The sequence below is a fragment of the Leptolyngbya sp. DQ-M1 genome, from assembly GCF_039962505.1.
GTDB lineage: Bacteria > Cyanobacteriota > Cyanobacteriia > Leptolyngbyales > Leptolyngbyaceae > Leptolyngbya.
On the sequence record NZ_JAMPLJ010000001.1, the window covers coordinates 42,969 to 65,326 of the forward strand.

The window sequence follows — 22,358 nt, forward strand, 5'->3', positions numbered from 1 at the left end:
CCGAATTCTGCTAGCAAAACTTGACCAAGCGTAAACAATTGCGACCTTCGTTCAGACAGTGATATTCAATGTTCCAGCGATGCTGGTCTTGGAGCTTCTTAAACAAAGCTGCACCCCAATGTGCTTCATGTTCTAGCGGCTCAGGATAGTCTTGCTCAACTCGCTCAATTAACCGTGCTAAATTAAACGGCGCTCCTTGATCCCAAACTCTAATTTCCAGTCGATCAACACAAATTCCTGCTTCTAGAGTGATCGGAGTCTGTCTTGGTAGCAGCTCATGGGCGTGGCGAACTGCGTTGGTGAAGGCTTCGACTAAAGCAATTTGCCCCTGTAACCAAACTGCGTGAGAGACAGGAGCTTTCTGAAATGCTTCAAACCACGTTAGGATCTGGGCGATCGCTCTTAAATCTGACTGAACGACCAATCGATCAAAGTGAATCACATCTTCTATTTCTGTAAGACCGCTCATCTTCGATCGCTCCTAAAGTCGCTAAAATGCGCTATCTTTGTTCAACAATACAACGATCGTTTTGAGCAATAGCTGTAGATCATACTTCAAACTCCAGCGTTGTTGATAGCGCAAATCGAGTTCAATCACTTCCTCAAAATTGCGAATCTTCGATCGACCATGCACTTGCCACTCTCCGGTAATTCCGGGCTTCACATCTAGGCGTTGCCAGCTCGGAATTTCATAGTGTTCCACTTCTTCGGGTAAGGGTGGACGAGTTCCGACTAAACTCATTTCGCCGTGTAAAACATTCCAAAACTGTGGCAGTTCATCCAAGCTAGTCTTACGAAGAAATCGTCCGACTCTAGTAATCCGTGGATCATTTGCATTTTTAAAGAATGCCCCTTCATTTTGATTTTCGACCTGAGCTTTTAATTGTTCTGCATCGCTAACCATCGATCGAAACTTCCACACCTGAAAGCGTCTACCTAAATGACCACAGCGCGTTTGAGAAAACAGAATTGAACCTGGACTATCCAGTTTAATCGCGATCGCAATCGGAACAAACACTAGCGCCGTAATTCCTAGCCCCACGATCGCGCCAACAATGTCGAGCGCACGCTTTGTTCTCGACTGAATCGAGGGATGCGTTGGCGTGATCGTGGGGCTAGCAGGGGGTTCTAATTCGACAGCTTTAGCCTCAATAGTGAAATGTCGATCAAGGTCTGCAAGCACCAAAACTGATAGAATCTCAGGCTTTACACTGTGCAAAACTAGCTCAATTTGATGAGCTTGGCAAGCTTTGAGACACCTCACTAATGCACCGATCGCACTACTATCGATAAACATTGTTTCAGCGAAGTCAAGAACGATTTTTTTGGGTGCAGGCTCTGCCTCGATTAATTCTCGACAAAGAGCGCGGAATGCAACCGCTTCGACGACAGTTAACAGAGGAGGCAATTTCATTATGCAAGCTTCTTCCGTTTGTACTGTTGAGAAGTGGGTCGGAGAATGCTGGATCATGTTGACCTCAAATAAAACATTAGGCAATGAAGTTTGAAAGCTGTTTAGACGAAATCGCTTAGGCTCTGTCTAAATCAATCCTTAACTGATAGCAGAGTGGTAATGTCGCTGCGATCGGTAATATTCTGCTTTTGCTCAATTCGATCGTCATGGTAAACCGAATGCTCCGCGATAATTGGCTTACGATCAATGCCCTGATGTCCTTCTAAAAAATTCCCCTGTTCACAGCGAAATACAACAAAATAGTCAATCTTTAGCAATGATATTGATAGAAATTAACGAATACGAAAATGATCAATTCGGCAATTCAGACAGGTTGAAAATACGGAATTCCCCCGCTTCTAATTAGACACAAGCACGAAAGATCTGAAATTTCACGTAAAGGAATTTTGGGATTATCAGGGCTTTATGGTGTAGGGTGCTGATTTAATTAAGCAGCGCTTTATCCATTTATCGATTACTTAGGTGAGCCGCGATGTATCATCCTGTGAAAGTGATTAAAGTTTGTGGCATTCTAGGTCACTCTCAAGCCAAGCAGTTTAGACAAGAGATTCTTGATTTGATTGCAGCCGGAACGAGTGACGTTTTAATCGATTTTGAGCAAGCTGCATTTATGGATAGTTCTGGTTTGGGTGCGTTAATTAGTGCGTTAAAAGCCGTAAGAGCGGCGCATGGTCGGCTGTCGCTCTGTGCAGTCAAGCAGGAAATTAGAATGCTGCTAGAACTTGCAGATGTGATTCAGTTTTTCCCCATTTTCTCTAGTCAATCCGAGTTCTATCAGCAGAAGCATACAGCTGAATAATTTTTGAATAATTTTCCCGGTGCATCATCGCTTGTGCAATAGTCTGGATCAATAAAATTCTTGCTTTACTAAGCTATCAAAGCTTAATTTGCAAAAGAGAACAATCATCCTCAAAGTCGTGATTTTGATTCAAGCATCTCACGGCTTGAATGATTTTCTTGGGGTTATCTAAGTCTTCAGAATGGTGGCAGCGATCGAGTAAATCAATAAATTCATTTAAAGTCCACATTGCTCCGTCTGGTTGCCGGACTTCATAGATGCCATCGCTAAACAAATAAAGTGTACTCTCTGGCTCAACTTTGAAAAAGTGAGTTTTGTATTTTGCGTCTGGAAACATCCCGATCGGTGTTCCGGGAGTCCGAAGGCGATCGATCCGATGATTTGGAGAGCAACCCGATAACACCACAGCAGGAGGATGTCCAGCGCAAGAATACATCAAGAGGCGCTTGGAATAGCTGTAAACTCCATACCAAATTGTAAAGTAGCGATCGCTGGAGGTTTCGGTCAACCAGTTTGTTTGTTGCTCTAATGCAAACGCTTCATTCAGCGCAGTTAGCACCAGTCCAGGCTGATAAAAATTAATTCCAGGAAGAATCTGAGCGCGGAGAATGTTTTGAATCGAAACAGAGACTAAAGCAGCACCTAACCCATGTCCAGACACATCCAGCAAGTACATGGCGAGAAAGTCAGAATCTAGCCAGTGATAGTCGAAACAATCGCCACCTAACTGTCGAGAAGGAAGAAACTGCGATCGTGCGATCACTCGTTCATCCATTGGAGCGGGGAGCAGCGATCGGACATATTCGGCTGCCTCTGCAATTTCTGATTCTAGTTGTTGTTGCTGAAGCGATAATTCTTGAGCGAGTCTACGCTGCTCCTGAAAGGCTCGATAGACTCTTAAACCTGCTCGAAGTCTAGCACTGAGTTCTTTAAGCTGAATTGGCTTGGCGAGAAAATCATCGGCTCCACTATCGAGCGCTTTGACGTGGGATTCAGGGGTACTATGAGCAGTTAGCAAAATGAAGTAGATGTCTGCCCATTCTGGTCTTGACTTCAACGTGCGACAAATAGACAGTCCATCAATTCCCGGTAAGCGCCAGTCACAGAGGATCAAAGCAGGGCGAACGGCTGAAATCAGGGCTAATCCTTCTTCTCCGGTAGTGGCTTCAACCACTTCAAACCCTTCCGGCTGAAGCAGTTTTTTCAGCAGCTTACGCATTAATCGATCGTCTTCAATAATCAGGACTGGGAGCATACAAGGAGAAAGGCAACCGTGGTGCAATCGTCTTTCTCAGAGTTCCCAGACTGACCCTGAAGTTACTGAGCCGTTGCGGTTGATCGCTTAATTCTGCTGATTCTGGCTCCGCGCCTTTCGCCATAACCCTAAGCCGAGTCCGATGATTCCCGGTAAAAGTAAGGGAGTGGGGACGGTAGCGGTAGCGCTCGCGCCACGGAGTTGACCGATCGCGAATCCGCCTGATCCCTGCTCTGAGGTAATCTGAATCGACTGAATCGGATCAAGCGGATCGTCTGAATAGAAGCCAAAATACTGGGCACCGCTGTTGCCGTTGACCAGTTGACTCAGCACATCAGAAGTTTCGCCACTTTGAGCGATCGCGGAAATCCTGTAGGGTCTTTGGAACTGTGGCTCAAGGAAGAACGTGTCCGGTTGAGCATAGAAGTCGAATGCAACGAGGTTCGGCAATTTGAGGTCAAGCGTCAGTGCGCCATTTGTAAAATACACTTCGCCTTGATAGTTATTACTCCAAGTCCGCCATCTTTTTTCAGGCTCAGGGTTGCCAACTTGCCGTTTGTTAACGCTGGGGCTGAACTCAATGTTGCCCAAGGGTGAACTCAGGGTCGATAAGTCGCTGCCTAAACCTTCATTACCATTCGGAACTTGAATGAGATTAAAGCCTTGATTCTCTAAGGTGTTCGCGCCGTTGATCCAGGAGCCAGAATTGTCGATCGTTACGATCGCAGCGTTGGACTTTGAAGCCGTGATCGTGGTCAGACTCGCGGCGACAAGGGCGATCGTGAGCCGGGTCATTCGTGCTGATGTAGTCATGCAAACTTACTCCAATTCAGGTGAAGCGGCAGTTGTCCCTGATTGAGCGATTCAGTCGTTTAGAGTTTAGGTAAATGCTGTGTGTTCGATGCCTCGATCATTCTGTCGGAATTACGGAGAGTTCGCAAAAGACTTCATGAAATCTTCATGGAACTCCTCCGTAATACTGCAGTGTTGATTGGTGAGAGGTAGCCTGATCAGAAATTTCATCTATAGAATGGGGGAAAGCCAACCTTATAAGCCGTGAAAAAACGAGTTACACTCACCTTCCCTAAGCGCTCTGTTCAGATGCCAGTGACCTACCGACTGGCAAAGGATTTTAATGTCGCTGCAAATATCATTCGCGCTCAGGTTGCTCCAAATCAGGTGGGTAAATTGGTCGTAGAATTGTCAGGCGATATTGATCAGCTTGATGCGTCAATCGATTGGATGCGATCACAGGATATTCATGTTTCGTTTGCCAGCCGCGAAATTACGATCGATGAGGATGTTTGTGTCGATTGCGGCTTGTGTACGGGCGTGTGTCCGACCGAGGCACTCACGCTTGATCCGCAAACGTTTCGATTATCGTTTACGCGATCGCGCTGTATTGTTTGCGAACAGTGTATTCCGACCTGTCCGGTGCAAGCGATTTCTACGACGTTTTAATTTGAAGCATCTGATTACCGCCACGCTGGAACTCATAAGGAACCTGCCGTAAATTAACGGTATAACCTTGCTCTTTCAACGCTTGCATGACGGGTTCGAGAAATGGAGAAGTTTCACCTGTCATGTTGAGCAGCAATGGAAAAACTCTCACTTCGGGCGACACGCGACACATTTCGAGAATCGATGCTAAATGAAATTCTAAGTTTAATTGATCGGAGTATAGAAATAGCAAGTGAGAACACAACGCTAAATTGAATTGGTTATTTTCAAAGGGAAGATTAGGAAGTTCATGAGTTTGATATCGCTCCTGCTGTAATCCAAGGGGAAAATCGGCTAGAAAGTGCCGCATTGAAGTCATACGGGTCTGTACCATTTCTTGAGGCGAGCGGAAGGTTGTCCAGATGAATTTTTCCCGTGTTGCTTGGACTTTACCGAGAATAGTTTCGTAGGTCTCATCAATTCGTTGTTGAATCTGCTCGGCTGAGAATTGATAAATCGGATCGCACGACGTTACGGAATAGCCCAATGCTGTCATCTCAGCATTAAAGCTTGCAGGCCCACTACCGCAGTCGAGAATTTTGTCCTGAAGATCAGCTTCAGTAAGGTCAAACATTTGAATGTACTCGGAGCGCGATCGACCCCAAGGCACAATTTGTTCTAACCGCAATCCCATCTGTTACGCTCCTGCAATGAAGACTTTTGTTTGATACTTCACATAGACTAGGCCCTGAGCATCTGCATTGCGGTGATACAACGCTTCGAGATTTTGTAACAGTCGCTCGAGCAGTTCTCCTGAACTTGGAACATACGATCGGCTTTTTGCGTTACCAATTAATGCAGGCAAATCGAGTGCGTGTTCTAACGTAAAACGATGTTCCTCGAAAGCGGAGAAATCTGAATTCTCTGGAAGCGTTTCCATACGATCAATCGCCGGATGCTTGTTCGAGGCTTGCCGTAATAATTCGCCGTATTCCTGAGTAAATGGATCGCTACGATCGCGTGTATTCCAAACTAATGCCAGTCGCCCACTTGGTTTAAGAATGCGGCGAAATTCCTGAAAGGTTCGCTCTGGTTCAAACCAATGGAACGATTGAAAGCAAGTGACTAAATTGACCGATTGATCGGGTAGTCCAGTGTTTTCTGCGGTGGCTTGGCGAAATTCTACTCGTGGGTAGGGTTCTGTCTGAGCGCTCATTGCGGTATTGGGTTCAATTCCCCAGACGAATAAACCACGATCGCTGAGTAATCTTGCTGAAATTCCGGTTCCTGCACCGATATCTGCGGCGATCAGTTGAGTTGGATCACCAAGGTTGGAGAGAATTTTGTCGATCGCAGCTGTGGGATAACTCGGACGATATTTTTGGTAATCGGTAGCGCGATCGGAAAACCGATTTAACGGATCGAGTGTATGAAGGGGAGGCGTTTCAGTCATAGTTTTGCAGGGGTCTGAAAGCTTCCATAGCATATCGCCTTTCAAACCTCTGCTGAGCCTGCTGAGCATTTCTAGTGATGATGTCCGTTGCCATTCAACGAGATAGTTTCCAATTCTTGATGATGTGCAGAGAACCGCTTCTCAGGGTCAATTCCCTTAAAGGTTGGCGGCAACCAAACTCGCACGATTAATAAGAATGCCAACGCCATTAATAAGAATGCCAACGCCATCAAAAACGAACAGGTGGCAAGAACTTGAGTCCAATGTACTTCTAGAATTCCTCGCACCAGCACTTCTCGTAGAACAGAGACGATCGCCACCTCGACCGCAACCCCGATCGAAATCCGTTGCTCTTGCAAATAGATAATTAATAATCGAAACAATTCGACCAGAATCAGCAAAAACAAAATGTCAGCAGTAACATCATGAAAGTTCAACGGTGGCAGCAATGAAATGAACATTGCTCTTAACTGAATCACCATCACGCAGAACAATCCGAGGCACAGCGAAACCACAATCAAATCTTGAACCGTTTCCAATGCCTTCACAACATGGCTTCGGCTGAAATTGGTAAACCAGCGATCAGTTTCATTTAATGGGGTAAACGAGGGCTTAACCGAATCCTGCATTCTGGTGCTCCTTGAATTTGAGACTGCTCCCACTTTAAGTTGAGCGAAGTTTATATTTCAAGCCACTTTGCATCAGAGTGCTTTATCAATCTCATCAACGATCGATGTTTCATCCTCGATAAACCTGTTAGAGTAAATCTGCATTTAGAAACGGCGATTGATATGACTAGAGCAGGCGTTGGTATCCGCACCGCACAAGCGCGATCAGAACGCATGACCGGACAGATTCACATCTACGATGGGGCGGGTAAAGGGAAATCTCAAGCAGCGCTCGGTGTGGTGCTGCGATCGATTGGGTTGGGCATTCAATATGCGTCCCAAACTCGCGTTTTACTGCTGCGATTTCTCAAGGGGCCGGGACGCACTTATGACGAAGATGCTTCGATTCAAGCTTTGCAACGCGCTTTCCCACATCTAATCGACCAGGTTCGTACCGGACGCGGAGAATTTTTTGGAGCCGACGAGATTACCAAGTTCGATCGACAGGAAGCTCAGCGCGGCTGGGACGTGGCAAAGGGCGCGATCGCATCCGGGCTTTACTCGGTCGTGGTGATGGATGAACTGAATCCGGTTTTAGATTTAGGATTGCTTCCGGTGGATGAAGTGGTGCGAACGCTGAAGCACAAACCGGATCACATGGAAGTGATTGTCACGGGTCGCGCTGCGCCCCAAGCTTTGATTGATATTGCGGATTTGCACTCCGAAATGAAGCCGCACTATCACGTTGCCAAAGAAGAAGGAATTGCAGGGATTGAGATTTACACGGGAGCCGGAAAAGGAAAATCAACCAGCGCCCTCGGTAAGGCACTGCAAGCGATCGGCAAAGGCATCAGTCAAGATAAATCGCATCGCGTGTTAATCATGCAGTGGCTCAAAGGGGGAAGTGGCTACACCGAGGATGCAGCGATTAACGCACTGCGCCAGAGCTATCCGAACTTAGTTGATCATCAGCGATCGGGTCGAGATGCGATCGTCTGGCGCGGTCAACAGCAGGAACTCGATTATGTCGAGGCGGAGCGGGCCTGGGAGATTGCGCGGGCTGCGATCGCGTCGGGATTGTACAAAACGATTATTCTCGATGAACTTAATCCGACTGTGGATTTAGAACTGCTGCCGGAAGAGCCGATCGTTCAAGCCTTGTTACGAAAACCCCGTGATACTGAAATCGTGATCACAGGTCGCTGTAAAAATCCGCCTGCTTATTTTGACCTCGCAACCGTTCACTCAGAAATGGTGTGTCACAAACACTACGCCGAGAGAGGGGTTGACCTGAAGCGTGGTGTGGATTTTTAAAGTTTTCTACCTCCTCTCCGGACGAAGAAATATCATGCAAGAAACTTCTATCTAGATTTTGCTAAGGATAGTGTTTTAAGGCTTTGGTTTGAAATAGAGCCATTGCAACCCTCTTCGTCCGTTATTACTTGCAACCCATGAAAACGAAACACATTGTTCTAAGAAGCCTACGATCGACCACCCGTGATTTGTTTGCAGGCCCCGCCGCGTTCCCCGGTCAATCCAATCCGGCAGAAGCTGCTTTTCCCAGCGCACAAATTAGCACCTATGATATCGAACGCAGTGAAATCGCTTCGCTCAATCGCGATCCCGATGTCGTTGCGATCGCGCCTGCGATGCCAATGAAGCTAATTCGCCCTGTAGAAGTCGAAGGGCTCGCAGAAGGCTCAGCAGAGACCACTGCATCCCAATTAACTTGGGGGGTTCAGGCAGTGGGAGCAGACACCTCACCTTTTACTGGAGATGGCATTGTTGTTGCCGTTCTCGATAGTGGCATCGATGCGACTCATGCCGCATTTGCGGGTGTTGAGATTATTCAACAAGACTTTACCGGGGAGGGAGATGGCGATAAAGACGGCCATGGAACCCACTGCGCCGGAACGATCTTTGGTCGCACTGTTGATGATATTCGGATCGGCGTTGCACCCGGAGTCAACAAAGCGTTAATTGGAAAAGTGATCGGTGAGCAAGGTGGCTCTAGTGATCAAATTGCGGATGCAGTTTTATGGGCACTCGATAATGGTGCGAACGTGATTTCGATGTCGCTCGGCATTGATTTTCCTGGCTTTGTACAATACTTTGTCAAGCAAGGCTTACCGACAGAACTGGCGACCTCGCGTGCCTTAGAAGGCTACCGCGCTAATGTTCAATTGTTCCAAAGCTTAGCTGCGCTTGCCAGTGCTCGCGCTTCGTTTTCCCAGGCTGCGGTTTTGGTTGCTGCTGCCGGGAATGAAAGCCGTCGCCAAGTCAATAAAGACTGGGAAATTGCGGTTGCACCTCCAGCGGTTGCTGAGGGAATTATTTCGGTTGCGGCGCTGGGTCGTGGTACGTCTGGGTTGACGATCGCCCCCTTCTCAAACACCGGAGCCAATCTTTCAGGGCCTGGTGTACAAGTGCTGTCGGCAAAAGCGGGCGGTGGATTGGTGGCGATGAATGGTACGAGTATGGCGGCTCCGCATGTGGCAGGGGTGGCTGCACTGTGGGCAGAAAAACTCAAGCGGAGCGGGCGGCTGAACTCACTGGAATTAATGGCGCGTGTTGTTGGGAATGCCACCTCAGAGGGGATTGCTGCGGATTTCGACCCGTTTGATGTGGGGGCGGGAATGGTGCGTGCGCCTCAGAGTTAGGACGATCGCATCAAACATCAGTGATGCAATTGTGAAGACCTTGATAGGATGGAAAAGCTGAAAATATAAGGGAGCGCAATCATGACACGCGCAATCATGGAAACGGACAAAGGCACCATTCATCTTGAGTTGTTTGATCAAGATGCGCCGAATACCGTAAAGAATTTTGTTGATTTAGCAAACAAAGGATTTTACGATGGCTTGAAATTTCATCGGGTGATTCCGAATTTTATGATTCAGGGCGGCTGTCCGAACACCCGTGACGGAGCATCAGGAATGCCCGGAACCGGAGGCCCCGGCTACAAAATTAACTGCGAAATTAATCCGAATAAGCATGAAGCTGGAAGCTTATCGATGGCTCATGCAGGACGGAACACAGGCGGTAGTCAATTTTTCATCTGCCATTCACCGCAGTCGCATTTAGACGGCGTTCATACGGTGTTTGGTAAGACGAGCGATATGGATATTGTCAATGCGATTCGCGGCAACGATCGCATTCTCTCGGTGAAAATCGAGGCTTAAATCCTGCCGTATTTGGCGATCGCATTGGCTCCCGGATTGTCTTGATTCGTGAGCCATGCCCAAATCTGATCTCCGTAGGAAAAGTGCCACCATTCATTCCAGTGGCGCTTAAATCCTGCGGAGATCATGCTATTTACCAAAATTTCTCGATGTCGATGATACGGTAAATCAGAGTTTGCAAAGTGATTCGGAAACGATCGCTCTGAGATTTCATCGATTTCTGATCCCATGTCGATCGCGCTTCCGGCTTCATCGATTAAAGTGACATCGATCGCGGCTCCGGTACTATGCGGCGGCGGAGTTGCCGGATCTAAATTTGGCATTGCCCAGAATTGATAGACCTGTTGCTGAAATTCTTCTCGCTGTGTTGTGGATAGCGTTTCTAAACTCAATCCGTTTGCGTTGACCAGTTCTTTCAGCGTGTGATCCACCATAAATTGCTGGACTGCGACCGGACGATACGCATCAAAAATCTGAATCTTCCATCCGGGTTGAAGATGCTGAAGGTGAGCATCGGCAATGAGTAAGCGATCGAGAATGTCTTGTCTGACAAAGAACGGTGATTTCTCCCCGTATGGCGCGCCTAGCTTTGCGTAGGGATGTGGCGTGACCCGCGCAAACTGGTCAGGAATTTCGACTAAGGGCTCATTGCATTCTGCGATCGCAACAGTCTGATAAGCTTTCATGCGTCTTTTTTCGGAACAGGATCATACCCGCCAGGATTGAACGGATGACAGCGACAAATTCGCCCCGCTGCTAGCCAAGTGCCTTTGAGTGCGCCGTGAGTTTCGAGGGCTTCGATCGCATATCGAGAACAAGTGGGATGAAATCGACAAGTCGGCATCATGAGTGGAGAGATGGCGACTCGGTAGCCTTTGACTAAGGCTATTAACAGGAATTTCATAGGTCAGAGTGGGTGTCTTCTTCGATCGTAAACGATTCAGCAGTTGTATGGAACAAGCCTTTTGATCTTTGGAGTGTTGTTCCGATCAATGTGATCGTAAATCTTACTGCGGGAAACACGGAAACGATGCCCCAGATCAAGGCTTCAATCGATAAGCGGGTTGATCTGACTGCGTAGAATACTGAGCAGACGCTTTTGCGGATTGATCGGATTGATCTGATCGTGGATCGCACTGCGTAGAACACTGAAACGGAGCCTTGCTCGATTCCGCGATCGCTGGTGTCGGCTCCACGATCGCAAAGATAAATTAGGCGATCGCAGTTCTCAACCCTCTGATTGCATTCAATCTGATAGTCGATCGATTGCTTCACGGCAATATTCCCATAGCCATCCTTTGCAGAATGTGAAGGCTGTAAAAAATTCTGCTTTAGGTGAAAAAGTCCCCTGCTGAATTGCAATTCAATTTGTTACAACCTCATCTCTAACCTCTCCCTTTAAGTCGAGTAAAAACCTTAGAACAGTCGCTATGGTTGTGATATGGCAACGATTAAAAGAAGTTTTAACAAATCAGTCGAGGGAGAAAGAATATGTCGGATAGCAGCATAGAGCTCAATCAGCAGAATGAAAATCAATCCTCTTTGAATGAGGTGAATGAGGTGCCACAAGCACGAGACCCAGTTCAAACAGTGGCAACGGGTCTTGGAACTGTAAGTGGAGGGTTAGCTGGAGCCATCATTGGTCGCTTAGTTGGCGGACGCTTAGGAGCTGCTGTTGGTGCAGTGGTTGGTGGTGTTGCGGGTGCTAATGTTGGACGGGAAGCAGCAACAGGTGTTGACGCCGCGATCGATGGAGTGGTCAATGAAGTCAGACAGACGGTTGAGGATATCAAACCCTCTGTGATTGGAACGGTCGATGCAGTGAAACAAAACATTGAAGCAGCACAGCCTTCGGTTGTAGGCGTGATCGACTCAGTTCGAGAAACAATTGATGAGGCTCGTCCTGCTGTAACCGAAACGATTCATGCAGTGACAGAAACGATCGATGAGAGCCGCCCTTCAGTAATTGAAACAGTTGATTCAGTCCGAGGGACGATCGAAGATGCTCGACCTGAGGTTAAGCAGGCTGTTCACAGAACGGCTGAGAGCATTCAATCATCTGCTGCCAGTGTTGCAGATTCAGTGCAAGGAGTCGCTCAATCGGTTAAGGGTGCAGCGCAAGATGCTCAACCCAAAGTAACACAGGCAATGGAAAGCGTGTCTGAGAGTGTTCAGTCATCGGCTCAATCGGTTAAGAGTGCAGCGCAAGATGCTCAACCCAAAATGACACAGGCAATGGAAGGCGTGTCTGAGAGTGTTCAGTCATCGGCTTCTAATGTGGCAGATTCTGTTCAACGGGCAACTCAAGATACTGCTGGCTCAACCAGCGATATTGGCACAACTTCAAACATGGGACAGGATGTGATGCTCGACCAACCCTATGGTCAGGCGGGAATTATTGAAGACACCTACCCCACAATGACAGCGGGAACGTCAACAAACATCGGTTCTACCCTTGCACCTGACCAAACGGGTATAGAGTCAATTGATCAGATGCATCAGAGCACGACCTCAGGGTTTGGAGCAATCAGTGATGCGAACGATATTGTGGCAATTCAAAATGAGTTCGATCGCGGCGTATTCCTGACTGAACAGGGTGATCTGGATGGGGCAAAGGCTGCATTTGCTGAAGTGATTCGTGTTATGCCGGACGCTCCCGAAGCATACTTCAACATGGGTATTGTGCTATACCAGCAAGGACGGAAGGTAGAAAGCAGAGATTATATTCGCCAAGCACGGGATCTCGCACGCACTCGCGGCGAGCTTGATGCAGTAGCAAATCTTGACGCTATCCTACAGCAGATGGAATCCACTAGCTTACAGGGGTTGTAAATTCCCTTTTGCTCTGAGTTAGGGGGTTCGCGACGCAAAGCGCAAGCGAGCAGGTTAAAAGCGATTAATCCGGCAATGTTTGACCTGATATCCCGAACCGCCCTCATCTCTAACCCTTCTCCTGTGGGGGAAGGGAGTTAGATTCAAAGTCCCGCTCCCCAAAGAGCGGGATTTTGGATGAGGGACATTCAGCAACAATGATTGCAGCGATCGCAATTAGTCAGAAGGCGATCGTTCTAACTCGCAATCTCTTAGATTTTGGACGAATCACTGAACTACAAGCTGAAGACTGGTCAGTTTGATTTCACAAATTGCTGCTCATGAGTAGGGGGCAATCGCAGTTCTCAACCCTCTGATCGCATTCAATCTGATAATCGATCGATTGCTTCACGAACGATATTCCCCCAATAGTCATCGCCAAACTCGACGTATCTCTCTAGCGCTTGCTGGTAATTTGCTCTTGCCTCTACAGCATTTCCCTCCGCCTCTGCTAACAGTCCTAAGTTGTGATGGGTACTGGCTTGCTCATAACGAGCATTAAACTCCTCATAAATTTGGAGCGCTTGTTGATAGTCAGAGCGGGCTTGTTCATACTCATGTAGTTCTTGGGCAACAGTCCCTAAGCTGTGATAGGTTCCTGCTTGCTCATAACCATCATTGAATTCGGCATAGATTCGGAGTGCTTGTTGATAGTCAGAGCGGGCTTGCTCATACTCGCGCATCATATAAGCAATGATGCCTAGGCTGTGATAAGTGCTGCCTTGGGAATAGCGATCATTGAATTCAATTTTGATTTGAAGTGCTTGTTGATAATAAGTACGGGCTTGTTCAAACTCTCGAAGTTCTTCAGCAAGCCTGCCTAGGTTTTGGTAGGTGCTGGCTTGAGAATAGCGATCGTTGAATTCAATTCTGATTTGCAGGGCTTGTTGATAGTTAGCGTGGGCTTCCTCATACTGGCGCAATTCCTGGGCAACGATACCTAACTGGTGATAGGTGCTGGCTTGGGAGTAGCGATTATTAAACTCCTCATAAATTTGAAGTGCTTGTTGATAGTAAATACGGGCTTGTTTGAACTCTCGAAGTTTTTGGGAAAAGATGCCTAACTGATGATAAGTGCTGGCTTGGGAATAGCGATCATTGAATTCAATTTTGATTTGAAGTGCTTGTTGATAATAATTACGAGCTTGTTCAAACTCGTGCAGTTCTTCAGCAACCCTGCCTAACTGATGATAGGTAATTGCTTGGGAATGGCGATCACCTATCACTTCTCGAACTTCTATCTCTTTTTTGTACATTTGCTGAGCCTCAGTATACTGTTTAGTCTGTAGATAACAGTATGCAAGAAGATTCAGAGCGACTACGTACTGGTCATTGTTCCTGTCTATTTTCCATGCTTCTGGGTATTCCTCTACTGCTTGACAAACTTCTTTCGCTAGAAGTAGAGCGCTTTGGGTGTTATGAACTGATTCAAAATACTTATCTAAGCAACCAAAAATGGAGATGCTCTCTTGCCTTTCTAAACAAATCCGCAGGGCGTTATACAGGTTCTCATACTCCAATTTGCAGAAGAAAAGCCCTATCTGCTGCTGCTGTGCATCTTGAGACTTCATTAACTGGTGGTAGGAGTTCGCCAGTCCTAAATAGTGATTTCTGAATCCCTCTCGAAATGCCTCACGAGTTGTCTCATGCTGATCGGTTAACTTCATCTTCAGAAAGTAGGGAAATATAGGCTGAATCGAAAGCAAATGTGGCATCCTCTCGAACATCGGAGCCAACAATCCCCAGTTAATCGCCTCCTGTACCGCCGCATCAAACTGCTCAAACGCATAATCCCGAAACGGTTCAAGATTTTGCAATTCCTGAGCGTAAAGCCCCAAAATATCGCGACGAACAAACCCACTAAACGGAGCCAAACACAGCAACAACTTTTGCGCCTCCTCCGACAAGTTGCTATGCGAATACTCCACACACTTCAAAATACTCTCCGTCTTCCCCCCAGCACGATCGAGTCCCCCATCCCCAATATCCAACCCCGCCAACACCTGCGCCACACTCTGCCGCGCCAAATTCGCCAACACTACCTCGATCGCCAACGGATACCCCGCCAACATCCGCATCAACCGCTCAAACTCCCGATCCGCCAAAATCGCTTCGCGCTTCCTGCACTCCGAAACGTGCCGCTCCAAAACCTGCTTCGCCAACTGCGATCGCGCTTCAAGATCCAACCCGCGCAACTCATAGCGATTCTCTTGATACGTCGATCGCAACCACTCTTCCCGACCCCGCACCCTAAAAGCACGATCGACCTTCCACCCGCAATCCGCTCCAGAAAATCCTGAATCCGCCCCTGTTCCTCGACTGGTAACGTATTCTGAATCGCCAACGCCTGCCCCGTCACCGACTCCAAATTATCCAACATCAGCCCAAACCGCCGACTGCGAAACTCTTGCACCAGTCGCCCAACCCGCGCCTCGATCCGCATCGCCTGAAACTGCCGCCGCTCCACATCCGGGAAAATCTGCTCAGCGATCGCAAAACACATCTGCTCCAGCGTCCAAGCCTGCTTGTCATAGCCAAAGTAGAAGACGCGATCGACAAAATTCGTCTGCACCCACCACTCCTGCAAATACCGCAGCAGCGTTGTTTTCCCCGTGCCGCCCATGCCCTGCACCAGCACCACCCCATGCCGCAGCAGTGCCTTCTCCAGCTTCAAAATATTCAAATCCCGACCCACAAACCTGTAAGTCGTCCCTGTAAACCGATGCTGAGTTGCCTGACTTGCGTAATACTCATCCGCTTCCGCAAAAGACATCTCCCGCAGTCGAAAATCGATCGCCTGATTGCCATACACCACCGGCAACAACCAATCTTCCAAATCCACCCGCTGATTGAAATACACCGTTCGCGTTTTGCGATCGAACAATTCCCGCCGACCCAACCGCAACGCTTGGGGTAACGTCTTTCCTGTAAACAACTCCCGATACACCTGCTGCATCAGCGCTTTTGCCGCATCGACCGTCACGCTATACCCCATTGCAACCACCATTTGGATTCCCGCATCCATCAACCGCGCCCCCAAACTGGTTTCGCGCTCATCGATCGTCTTGCTCCCCTCTCCTTCCGCGAGAGGGGCTGGGGGTGAGGGTTGCACCTGTTTCCCAGACTGACACGCATTCAAAATACAAACCGGAATGCCGCGATCCTGCAACTGCCCTGCAATTTCGTCTGCCGTCACGGGTTCCGCTTGCCCTGCTTCGTCTTTCTCAAAGAATAGAAACGCCTTCACGCCAGCGTATTTGGGCAACTGTTCCAAGCGAGCGCCCCGCCCAAACAAATACCCTTCCCCCGTTGGCACATACTTCTGAAACTGCTCATAGTCCATCAATCCGCCATGCAAATCAAAATGCACGACATGATAAAACCCTTCCGGCTTTGCCTCCAAATGATCGAGAAACGCCTTATAAGTTCCCGGTCGCACAATCTCCACATTCACAGGCAGCCGCCCATCCTGAATCGCCTCGACCATCGGACGCGAAATCGTGCGATAGCCGACATCTCTCTCTTCATTCGGTCGCGCGGTCACAATCAGCAGATTCAGCACCGTTGAAGGCTCAATCTGTCTTGTACTGGCTCGACCCCGCACCCGTTTTTGCCGCACCATCACACAATCGATCGCCAACGGACGCGCCGATTTCGGATCGCGCATCGCTTCCCAATGCAATCTTTGAAACTCCGGCTCTCCTCGAATGACAATCTCTAACTCGCTCAGCTTCAAGCTCTTGTAAGCCGCATAAGCATCCGGATCGCCGAACACCTGCCGAAACAAATTCTCGCCATACGATCGCACACTCTCCGCCGCTCGTTTCGCGATCGTCCCATCGGTAAACGGGCACTGAATCCACTGCTCAAAGTACCATTCCAACAGCTTCTCGTCTTGTTCACCAAACGGATCACTCACCGTAATCTCAAACTCCGAACCCGCAATCGACACGATCGCATCAAATCCCTGTGTCTGCCGAATCTCGATCGTCTGCATCATGACAAAAACTGAGGAGAGGCTTGTATCTGGCTACACTCCTAATTTACGATCTCCGGAGGCAAACCGCAGTTTAGAAAAACCTTTTATGACAACCTTCCCCACTCCCGAAGAAATCAACCAATTCCGTCAATCTCCGGCTGCCGATCGCGAAGTCTTGCAACTCTTAGAACAGACCCAAGACTTTGAAGCGACATTTGCTCAAATTTATGTCGATCGCTACGGTGAACCCCGCTCCTTCACCGATGAGAAGCGCTCCCTCTGGCAAATCTTTCTCAAACGAGTTCAGCAAGAAGTCTGCGGCGAAGAAGGCAGCCTCCGCAGTTTGATTCAAGATGCTAAAAAGAATCCGGGCAATGCCACGCTAATTACTGGAGTCATTACTGCACTGGTCAATCTTTCCGGTGTTCCCCTGCCGATCGATTCCGCCATTGCAACCGCGATCGCGCTCTACATTCTCCACATTGGCATTGATGTCTTCTGCGAATGGTCTGCTCCAGCGACTTAAACCGCTAAGCTGAGAACTGTCGATCGCGCAAATCATTATGCCTTCTTTCTTTCGAGCTAGCGTTGATGCCATGACCGGATATGTTCCAGGTGAGCAACCTAAACCGGGAACTCCAATCATCAAGCTCAATACAAATGAGAATCCTTATCCGCCGTCACCGGCTGCGATCGCGGTTCTGCGCTCTCTCGATCCCGAATGGCTCAGACGCTATCCAGACCCGTATGCTAACGATTTTAGACAAGCGACCAGCGAAGCATTAGGCATTCCGAAAGATTGGATCATGGTTGGCAACGGGAGTGATGATCTTTTGAATGTGATTGTGCGGGCTTGTGCGGAACCTGGACGCAAAGTAGTTTATCCAATGCCAACTTATGTTCTGTATCGGACTTTGGTTGAGATGCAGGTTGCCGATCGCGTTGAAATTTCGTATGGCGATCGCTACGAATTCCCGATAGATGAACTCATCGCGGCTCAAGGTGCAATTACCTTCATTGCATCACCGAACAGTCCTTCAGGTCATAGTGTTGCACTATCCGATCTAAGACAGCTTGCCGCACAATTAACAGGTGTCTTAGTGGTTGATGAAGCGTATGTTGATTTCGCTGAAGAAACCGCTTTACCGTTAGTGCGTGAGTTTGAGAATGTATTGATTCTGCGTACGCTCTCGAAAGGATATTCTCTTGCAGGATTGCGACTTGGATTTGCGATCGCACAACCTCATCTATTAAGCGGATTGTTCAAGATCAAAGATAGCTACAACATTGATGCGATCGCAACTTTAGTGGGAACTGCTGCCATGCGCGATCAGAACTATAAAAATGAATGTGCTGAGAAGGTAAAACAATCTAGAGCAAAGTTAGCGATCGACCTTAAGCAACTTGGCTGGAAGGTCTGGGACTCTCAAACTAACTTTCTTCTAACTCAACCGCAGAACAATGCAGAACAGATTTATCTCGCTCTAAAAGAACGTGGAATCTTAGTTCGGTACTTCAAACAACCCGGACTCGATGACAAACTTAGAATCACAGTTGGGACTGATGAACAAAATCAAGCATTAATCGAGACATTGATCAGCGATCGTAGCTACGTCTCCTAACAAAAAATCCACTGAGGGTAATGCTCAGTGGATTTTGTTTAACGAACAGTCACTAACTTAGAGCACGATCGGTTAACTTCGTCAGCACTTGATTCGATCGCTCAACAAACGCTTTCATTCCATCAGCATTAAAGCCCTTTTGTGCCATCAATGCTAAGTCATACACATGATGACAAATCATATTCGCAAGCTCAGCCGATGGAGAACTCGAAGACCCCGTAACAATCGCACCTTGGCTCAGACCGATCAAATTCTGAATCATTGGGTGCGAAGTGTTCACCAGCAGAATATGTTCTTCGGGGAACTCGATCGCTTGTTGCTGCAACAATGCGCTCATTTCCTGCATTCGACGTAGATGCTCTGGTAACAGAACCATTGCAGGAGGAGCGGCTGCATCTCCTTTGAGTGCTTCCGTGCGAATCGTTAGCTTCGGCTTGCCTAATGCGGTCTGGAACAGCGTTTTAATCTGTTCACTGCGCGTCTGATTCGTGTTCGGATCAACAATCTCGGACTTGTCTTTGTCAATCAGCGTCTCATCGAGTTCCGCATCAACCCGCGAGAACTTGATGTGCGAGTATTCCCGTTCTAAGAAGCTGACAAAGTGACTATCGATGAATGAATCCATGAACAGCACTTCTAAGCCCTGACTAGTGTGCAACTGAACATATGTTGCTTGTGTCACTTCATCAGTACAGTAGAACACTCGATTCTCATGCCGCTCTTTGTTGCGCTCCAGATACTCCTTCAATGTCGTGTAGGTTTTTCCGTCTACCGCGTTGCTAGATGCAGTCTCTTGCCAAACATCGCCTTCCTGCGTTTGCACTTCAACTTTCGGTTGATCATCACCGCTGAATGTTGTGCGATAGATCAGAATGTCCTCAACTTGCTTTTTGAACTTGTCATCGTTGAGAGAGCCGAACTTAACAAACGTACCTAAATCTTGCCAACTACGAATGTAAGCTTCTCGATCGTCCCGGTACAGTTCCTTCAGCCGATCGCCCACTTTCTTGGCAATGTAATCTGCAATGCGGCGAACCGTGCGATCGTTCTGCAAAAAGCTACGAGACACATTCAGCGGAATGTCAACACTATCAATCACCCCTTGCAACGGCAGCAAAAATCGAGGAACGACTTCCTCACAGTTGTCGCTGACAAACACTTGATTGCAGAACAGTTTAATCTGCCCTTTGGTCACATCGACATCCGGCTTGAGCTTGGGGAAGTAGAGAATGCCATTCACCACAAACGGATAATCCGTATTGAGATGTACCCAAAGCAGTGGATCTTCTTGGAACGGATAGAGATAGCGGTAAAACTCTAAATAGTCCTCTTTCGTTAGATTGCTGGGGGATTCCTTCCAGGGTGCTTTCTGACGGTTGATTTGCTCTGGTGCGGTCATTTCTTGACCTTCGGCTGCCAGAACTTCTAACTTAATCGGAAACGGTAGAAAATCGCAGTAGGTCTTCACTAACTGGCGAATCCGATGCGGCTCCAGGTATTCTAATTCCTCATCCTGTAGCGTTAGCTTAACTGTTGTACCTCGCGCTGTCCGCTGTGAATCTGAAAGACTAAATTCAGTGGAACCATCACATTTCCAATGAACCGCCTGCGCTCCTTCTTTGTACGACAGCGTATCGATTTCAACCTGTTGCGCCACCATGAACGACGAATAAAAGCCGAGACCAAAGTGACCGATAATTTGCTGATCACTGCTGGCTTTGTACTTCTCGACAAACTCTTCTGCGCTGGAGAACGCAACTTGGTTGATGTACTTCTTCACCTCATCCGCAGTCATCCCGATCCCAGTATCTGAAATCGACAGCGCTTTGTTGGGCTTGTCGATCGTAATTACAATCTCCGACTCGCCCAACTCCCCAGAAAACTCACCAGAGCGAGACACCATGCTGAGCTTCTGAAGCGCATCCACTGCGTTAGAAACTAATTCACGTAAGAAAATCTCGTGATCCGAGTACAGCCACTTTTTGATGATCGGGAAAATATTCTCAGTATGAATTGAAATATTTCCCTGCTCTAAGATCGTCGTCATAAGCCTCGTCCAGTGTTCTTAGAAGATGGAATGCTCTTTATTGTGCGCGACGATCGCGCTTTGCGTCTCTATTTTGTTCAGTGAGGCTTGCCGCTCAGCGAGTGCGGGTTTCCCTACTTCGAGTCGATCGTCCCACAGAATTTGCCTTAGCCGTTAGTCGGAGTTGAAACACGGCATCGGTTGAAACTTAAACGGAAGCGCTATAGAAAACGGCAGAAGCCCCAGGAAAATGCGCTGACAAAATTTAGTCTTTGCAAAATAGAGTGGGAACTCACACCCTCCCTCCGAGAAACTACTGAGATAGTACAGGAGATTTTAGGGAAGTTTAAGGAATTTCCGGTGATCAGATTGGCTGAAAGTATGGTTTTTTATCAATGTGCTTAAGCTGCAACTGATTCAGTTTTCTTTCCTGAACAGGCGCGTTTTTGCTTGTGTTTTCCTGGTCCTTTGGTGTGTGTAGTGTTATGCGAGCTGTTGTTCCCCCTGTTTCTACTCGTGCGATCGCGATGTCCTCCGCACAGACGATCGAACCTATTTCTGCTGATTCTCCACTCCAGGTATTCTGTCGGCTCCAAGTCGGACAAGTGCTTTCACAACTGCCGGATGCTGGAATCCGCCTCGTTTACCAATCTCCGGATCAATCAAAGCGCCAATCTTTTGTGTTTGGGCGGGAGCGCTGGTCGATTTTAGATGCTGAATCACGGACTTATCTGGCTTCAGAGGCTTGGTGGACAAAAAACCCGATCGGCTGTCTCAAAAAAGTGCGGGTCAAATCACCGGGACGATTTTATGTCTGTTCTCTGAGCCAAACTAAACCAGAATATCTTCTGATTGCAACCACAAAGCTGCTTACAACCGATCAAAAGCGGTTTATTGAGAACACAGCAACGCTTCTAAATCATCATCTTTCAACCGTAAGAGAATTGCATAGACAACGCCAAACTCAACAGCAAATTGAACACAACAATTATCAAATCGAACATCAGGTTAAAAGCCCGATCGCACTGATCCAAATCTACACGGAGATGCTGTTATCGACTGTCCCGGAGCAGCAGGCGCGATCGTATCTTGAGTCAATTCAATCTTCGATTCAAGACATTCATCGCCACTTAAAGCAGCTATCGGCTCAGCAAAAACCTCTACGAATCGAGCCGCACGACTTAAGCCAAATTCTGACCCGGAGTATCAATCAGCTCCAGCCTTGGTTAACGGAAAAACAAATTACAGTTCACTATTCCCGCTCTCCAATGCTGCTCGATGTAGACGCGTGGCAGCTTAAACAAGTGTTCGATAACCTGATCACAAACGCTATCTACTTCAGTCCCGATCGCAGCACAATTTACTGCACCTGGCAGATCGTGCAGCAGGAGATTCTGATTGAGGTGTCAGACCAAGGTGCAGGACTTTCTGAAGCTGACTTAGAGCAAGTCTTTATGCCGTTTTATTCTCGTCGCCCCGAAGGAACTGGACTAGGACTCTCGATCGCTCAAAAAATCATTCAGGCGCATCAAGGGCGCATCTGGGTCAGTAACTTACCGACCGGAGGCGCGAAATTTTCGTTGACCTTACCCCGCCAGCAACCCAAGCTCTCGATCGTCCCAGCCCTTTAGAATTTGATTTTTTGAGTT

General features: G+C 47.9%; 23 protein-coding genes. 9 read left to right on the forward strand and 14 right to left on the reverse strand.

The features are described 5' to 3' along the window. Positions 1 to 10 precede the first annotated feature (10 nt). From NC981_RS00205 to NC981_RS00215, 3 genes are all read right to left on the reverse strand, one after another. Positions 11 to 469, reverse strand: coding sequence for an anti-sigma regulatory factor (locus NC981_RS00205; protein ID WP_348241036.1), 459 nt, complete (start codon positions 467 to 469; stop codon positions 11 to 13). A gap of 21 nt (positions 470 to 490) precedes the next feature. Next, positions 491 to 1,471: a sugar transferase gene (locus NC981_RS00210; protein WP_348241037.1), complete on the reverse strand. Its 981-nt coding sequence runs from the start codon at positions 1,469 to 1,471 to the stop codon at positions 491 to 493. 74 nt (positions 1,472 to 1,545) lie between these two features. Further along, positions 1,546 to 1,731, reverse strand: coding sequence for a hypothetical protein (locus NC981_RS00215; protein ID WP_190376293.1), 186 nt, complete (start codon positions 1,729 to 1,731; stop codon positions 1,546 to 1,548). Between the two features lie 215 nt (positions 1,732 to 1,946). Here NC981_RS00215 and NC981_RS00220 point away from each other — a divergent pair, with 215 nt between their 5' ends. Continuing rightward, entirely contained in the window at positions 1,947 to 2,273 is a 327-nt protein-coding gene (locus tag NC981_RS00220; protein WP_348241038.1) for an STAS domain-containing protein, read from the forward strand. A gap of 76 nt (positions 2,274 to 2,349) precedes the next feature. Here the strand turns inward: NC981_RS00220 and NC981_RS00225 are convergent, their stop codons facing one another. After that, positions 2,350 to 3,528, reverse strand: coding sequence for a SpoIIE family protein phosphatase (locus tag NC981_RS00225; protein WP_348241039.1), 1,179 nt, complete (start codon positions 3,526 to 3,528; stop codon positions 2,350 to 2,352). Positions 3,529 to 3,615: 87 nt separating this feature from the next. Next, positions 3,616 to 4,341 carry a PTPA-CTERM sorting domain-containing protein gene (locus NC981_RS00230; RefSeq protein ID WP_348241040.1) on the reverse strand — a complete coding sequence of 242 codons (726 nt, stop codon included), beginning with the start codon at positions 4,339 to 4,341 and terminating at the stop codon, positions 3,616 to 3,618. Between the two features lie 243 nt (positions 4,342 to 4,584). Here NC981_RS00230 and NC981_RS00235 point away from each other — a divergent pair, with 243 nt between their 5' ends. Further along, positions 4,585 to 4,989 (forward strand): NIL domain-containing protein, encoded by a 405-nt coding sequence (locus NC981_RS00235; protein WP_190376289.1) that lies wholly within the window; start codon positions 4,585 to 4,587, stop codon positions 4,987 to 4,989. Here the strand turns inward: NC981_RS00235 and NC981_RS00240 are convergent. The 3 genes from NC981_RS00240 to NC981_RS00250 all read right to left on the reverse strand — a co-directional run bounded on the left by NC981_RS00240 (position 4,976) and on the right by NC981_RS00250 (position 7,050). Beyond that, the gene (locus tag NC981_RS00240) at positions 4,976 to 5,662 is read right to left on the reverse strand and encodes an SAM-dependent methyltransferase (RefSeq protein ID WP_348241041.1); all 687 of its coding nucleotides are present in this window, start codon (positions 5,660 to 5,662) and stop codon (positions 4,976 to 4,978) included. The genes NC981_RS00235 and NC981_RS00240 overlap by 14 nt on opposite strands. 3 nt (positions 5,663 to 5,665) lie before the next feature. Further along, positions 5,666 to 6,421 (reverse strand): class I SAM-dependent methyltransferase, encoded by a 756-nt coding sequence (locus NC981_RS00245; protein ID WP_348241042.1) that lies wholly within the window; start codon positions 6,419 to 6,421, stop codon positions 5,666 to 5,668. Between the two features lie 71 nt (positions 6,422 to 6,492). Further along, complete coding sequence (locus NC981_RS00250) at positions 6,493 to 7,050, reverse strand: phosphate-starvation-inducible PsiE family protein (RefSeq protein ID WP_348241043.1); 558 nt, start codon at positions 7,048 to 7,050, stop codon at positions 6,493 to 6,495. A 162-nt stretch (positions 7,051 to 7,212) separates the two neighbouring features. On the opposite strand from NC981_RS00250, the gene NC981_RS00255 reads away from it, so the two are divergent. The 3 genes from NC981_RS00255 to NC981_RS00265 all read left to right on the forward strand — a co-directional run bounded on the left by NC981_RS00255 (position 7,213) and on the right by NC981_RS00265 (position 10,211). Next, positions 7,213 to 8,343 carry a cob(I)yrinic acid a,c-diamide adenosyltransferase gene (locus NC981_RS00255; RefSeq protein ID WP_348241044.1) on the forward strand — a complete coding sequence of 377 codons (1,131 nt, stop codon included), beginning with the start codon at positions 7,213 to 7,215 and terminating at the stop codon, positions 8,341 to 8,343. Positions 8,344 to 8,480: 137 nt separating this feature from the next. Next, positions 8,481 to 9,689, forward strand: a complete 1,209-nt coding sequence (locus tag NC981_RS00260; protein WP_348241045.1) for a S8 family serine peptidase — start codon at positions 8,481 to 8,483, stop codon at positions 9,687 to 9,689. A gap of 81 nt (positions 9,690 to 9,770) precedes the next feature. Next, positions 9,771 to 10,211 (forward strand): peptidylprolyl isomerase, encoded by a 441-nt coding sequence (locus tag NC981_RS00265; protein ID WP_190376283.1) that lies wholly within the window; start codon positions 9,771 to 9,773, stop codon positions 10,209 to 10,211. On the opposite strand, the gene NC981_RS00270 is transcribed toward NC981_RS00265, so the two are convergent. From NC981_RS00270 to NC981_RS00280, 3 genes are read right to left on the reverse strand one after another with little or no spacing between them, the layout of a single operon-like run. Further along, positions 10,208 to 10,897, reverse strand: coding sequence for a M15 family metallopeptidase (locus NC981_RS00270; RefSeq protein ID WP_348241046.1), 690 nt, complete (start codon positions 10,895 to 10,897; stop codon positions 10,208 to 10,210). The two genes, NC981_RS00265 and NC981_RS00270, sit on opposite strands and share 4 nt — an antisense overlap. Further along, positions 10,894 to 11,115: a membrane protein insertion efficiency factor YidD gene (gene yidD, locus NC981_RS00275; RefSeq protein ID WP_190376281.1), complete on the reverse strand. Its 222-nt coding sequence runs from the start codon at positions 11,113 to 11,115 to the stop codon at positions 10,894 to 10,896. The genes NC981_RS00270 and yidD overlap by 4 nt, the downstream gene beginning before the upstream one ends. After that, positions 11,112 to 11,486 (reverse strand): hypothetical protein, encoded by a 375-nt coding sequence (locus NC981_RS00280; protein WP_348241047.1) that lies wholly within the window; start codon positions 11,484 to 11,486, stop codon positions 11,112 to 11,114. Before NC981_RS00280 ends, yidD begins: the two co-directional genes overlap by 4 nt. Before the next feature lie 285 nt (positions 11,487 to 11,771). Between NC981_RS00280 and NC981_RS00285 the strand changes: the two genes are divergently transcribed. Further along, on the forward strand, positions 11,772 to 13,043 hold the full coding sequence (locus NC981_RS00285; protein ID WP_348241048.1) for a tetratricopeptide repeat protein: 1,272 nt from the start codon (positions 11,772 to 11,774) through the stop codon (positions 13,041 to 13,043). A gap of 362 nt (positions 13,044 to 13,405) precedes the next feature. On the opposite strand, the gene NC981_RS00290 is transcribed toward NC981_RS00285, so the two are convergent. Both NC981_RS00290 and NC981_RS00295 read right to left on the reverse strand, forming a co-directional pair. After that, the gene (locus NC981_RS00290) at positions 13,406 to 15,160 is read right to left on the reverse strand and encodes a tetratricopeptide repeat protein (protein ID WP_348242010.1); all 1,755 of its coding nucleotides are present in this window, start codon (positions 15,158 to 15,160) and stop codon (positions 13,406 to 13,408) included. Next, a complete protein-coding gene (locus NC981_RS00295) occupies positions 15,160 to 17,082 on the reverse strand; it encodes a CHAT domain-containing protein (RefSeq protein WP_348241049.1) in 1,923 nt (640 codons plus the stop codon). Before NC981_RS00295 ends, NC981_RS00290 begins: the two co-directional genes overlap by 1 nt. Between NC981_RS00295 and NC981_RS00300 the strand changes: the two genes are divergently transcribed. Continuing rightward, positions 17,081 to 17,587: a hypothetical protein gene (locus NC981_RS00300; protein ID WP_348241050.1), complete on the forward strand. Its 507-nt coding sequence runs from the start codon at positions 17,081 to 17,083 to the stop codon at positions 17,585 to 17,587. The genes NC981_RS00295 and NC981_RS00300 overlap by 2 nt on opposite strands. A 37-nt stretch (positions 17,588 to 17,624) precedes the next feature. After that, the gene (gene hisC, locus NC981_RS00305; RefSeq protein ID WP_348241051.1) at positions 17,625 to 18,683 is read left to right on the forward strand and encodes a histidinol-phosphate transaminase; all 1,059 of its coding nucleotides are present in this window, start codon (positions 17,625 to 17,627) and stop codon (positions 18,681 to 18,683) included. Positions 18,684 to 18,735: 52 nt separating this feature from the next. Here the strand turns inward: hisC and htpG are convergent, their stop codons facing one another. Continuing rightward, positions 18,736 to 20,730 carry a molecular chaperone HtpG gene (htpG, locus tag NC981_RS00310; RefSeq protein WP_348241052.1) on the reverse strand — a complete coding sequence of 665 codons (1,995 nt, stop codon included), beginning with the start codon at positions 20,728 to 20,730 and terminating at the stop codon, positions 18,736 to 18,738. Positions 20,731 to 21,194: 464 nt separating this feature from the next. Here htpG and NC981_RS00315 point away from each other — a divergent pair, with 464 nt between their 5' ends. Further along, positions 21,195 to 22,340 carry a HAMP domain-containing sensor histidine kinase gene (locus tag NC981_RS00315; protein ID WP_348241053.1) on the forward strand — a complete coding sequence of 382 codons (1,146 nt, stop codon included), beginning with the start codon at positions 21,195 to 21,197 and terminating at the stop codon, positions 22,338 to 22,340. Positions 22,341 to 22,358 lie beyond the last annotated feature (18 nt).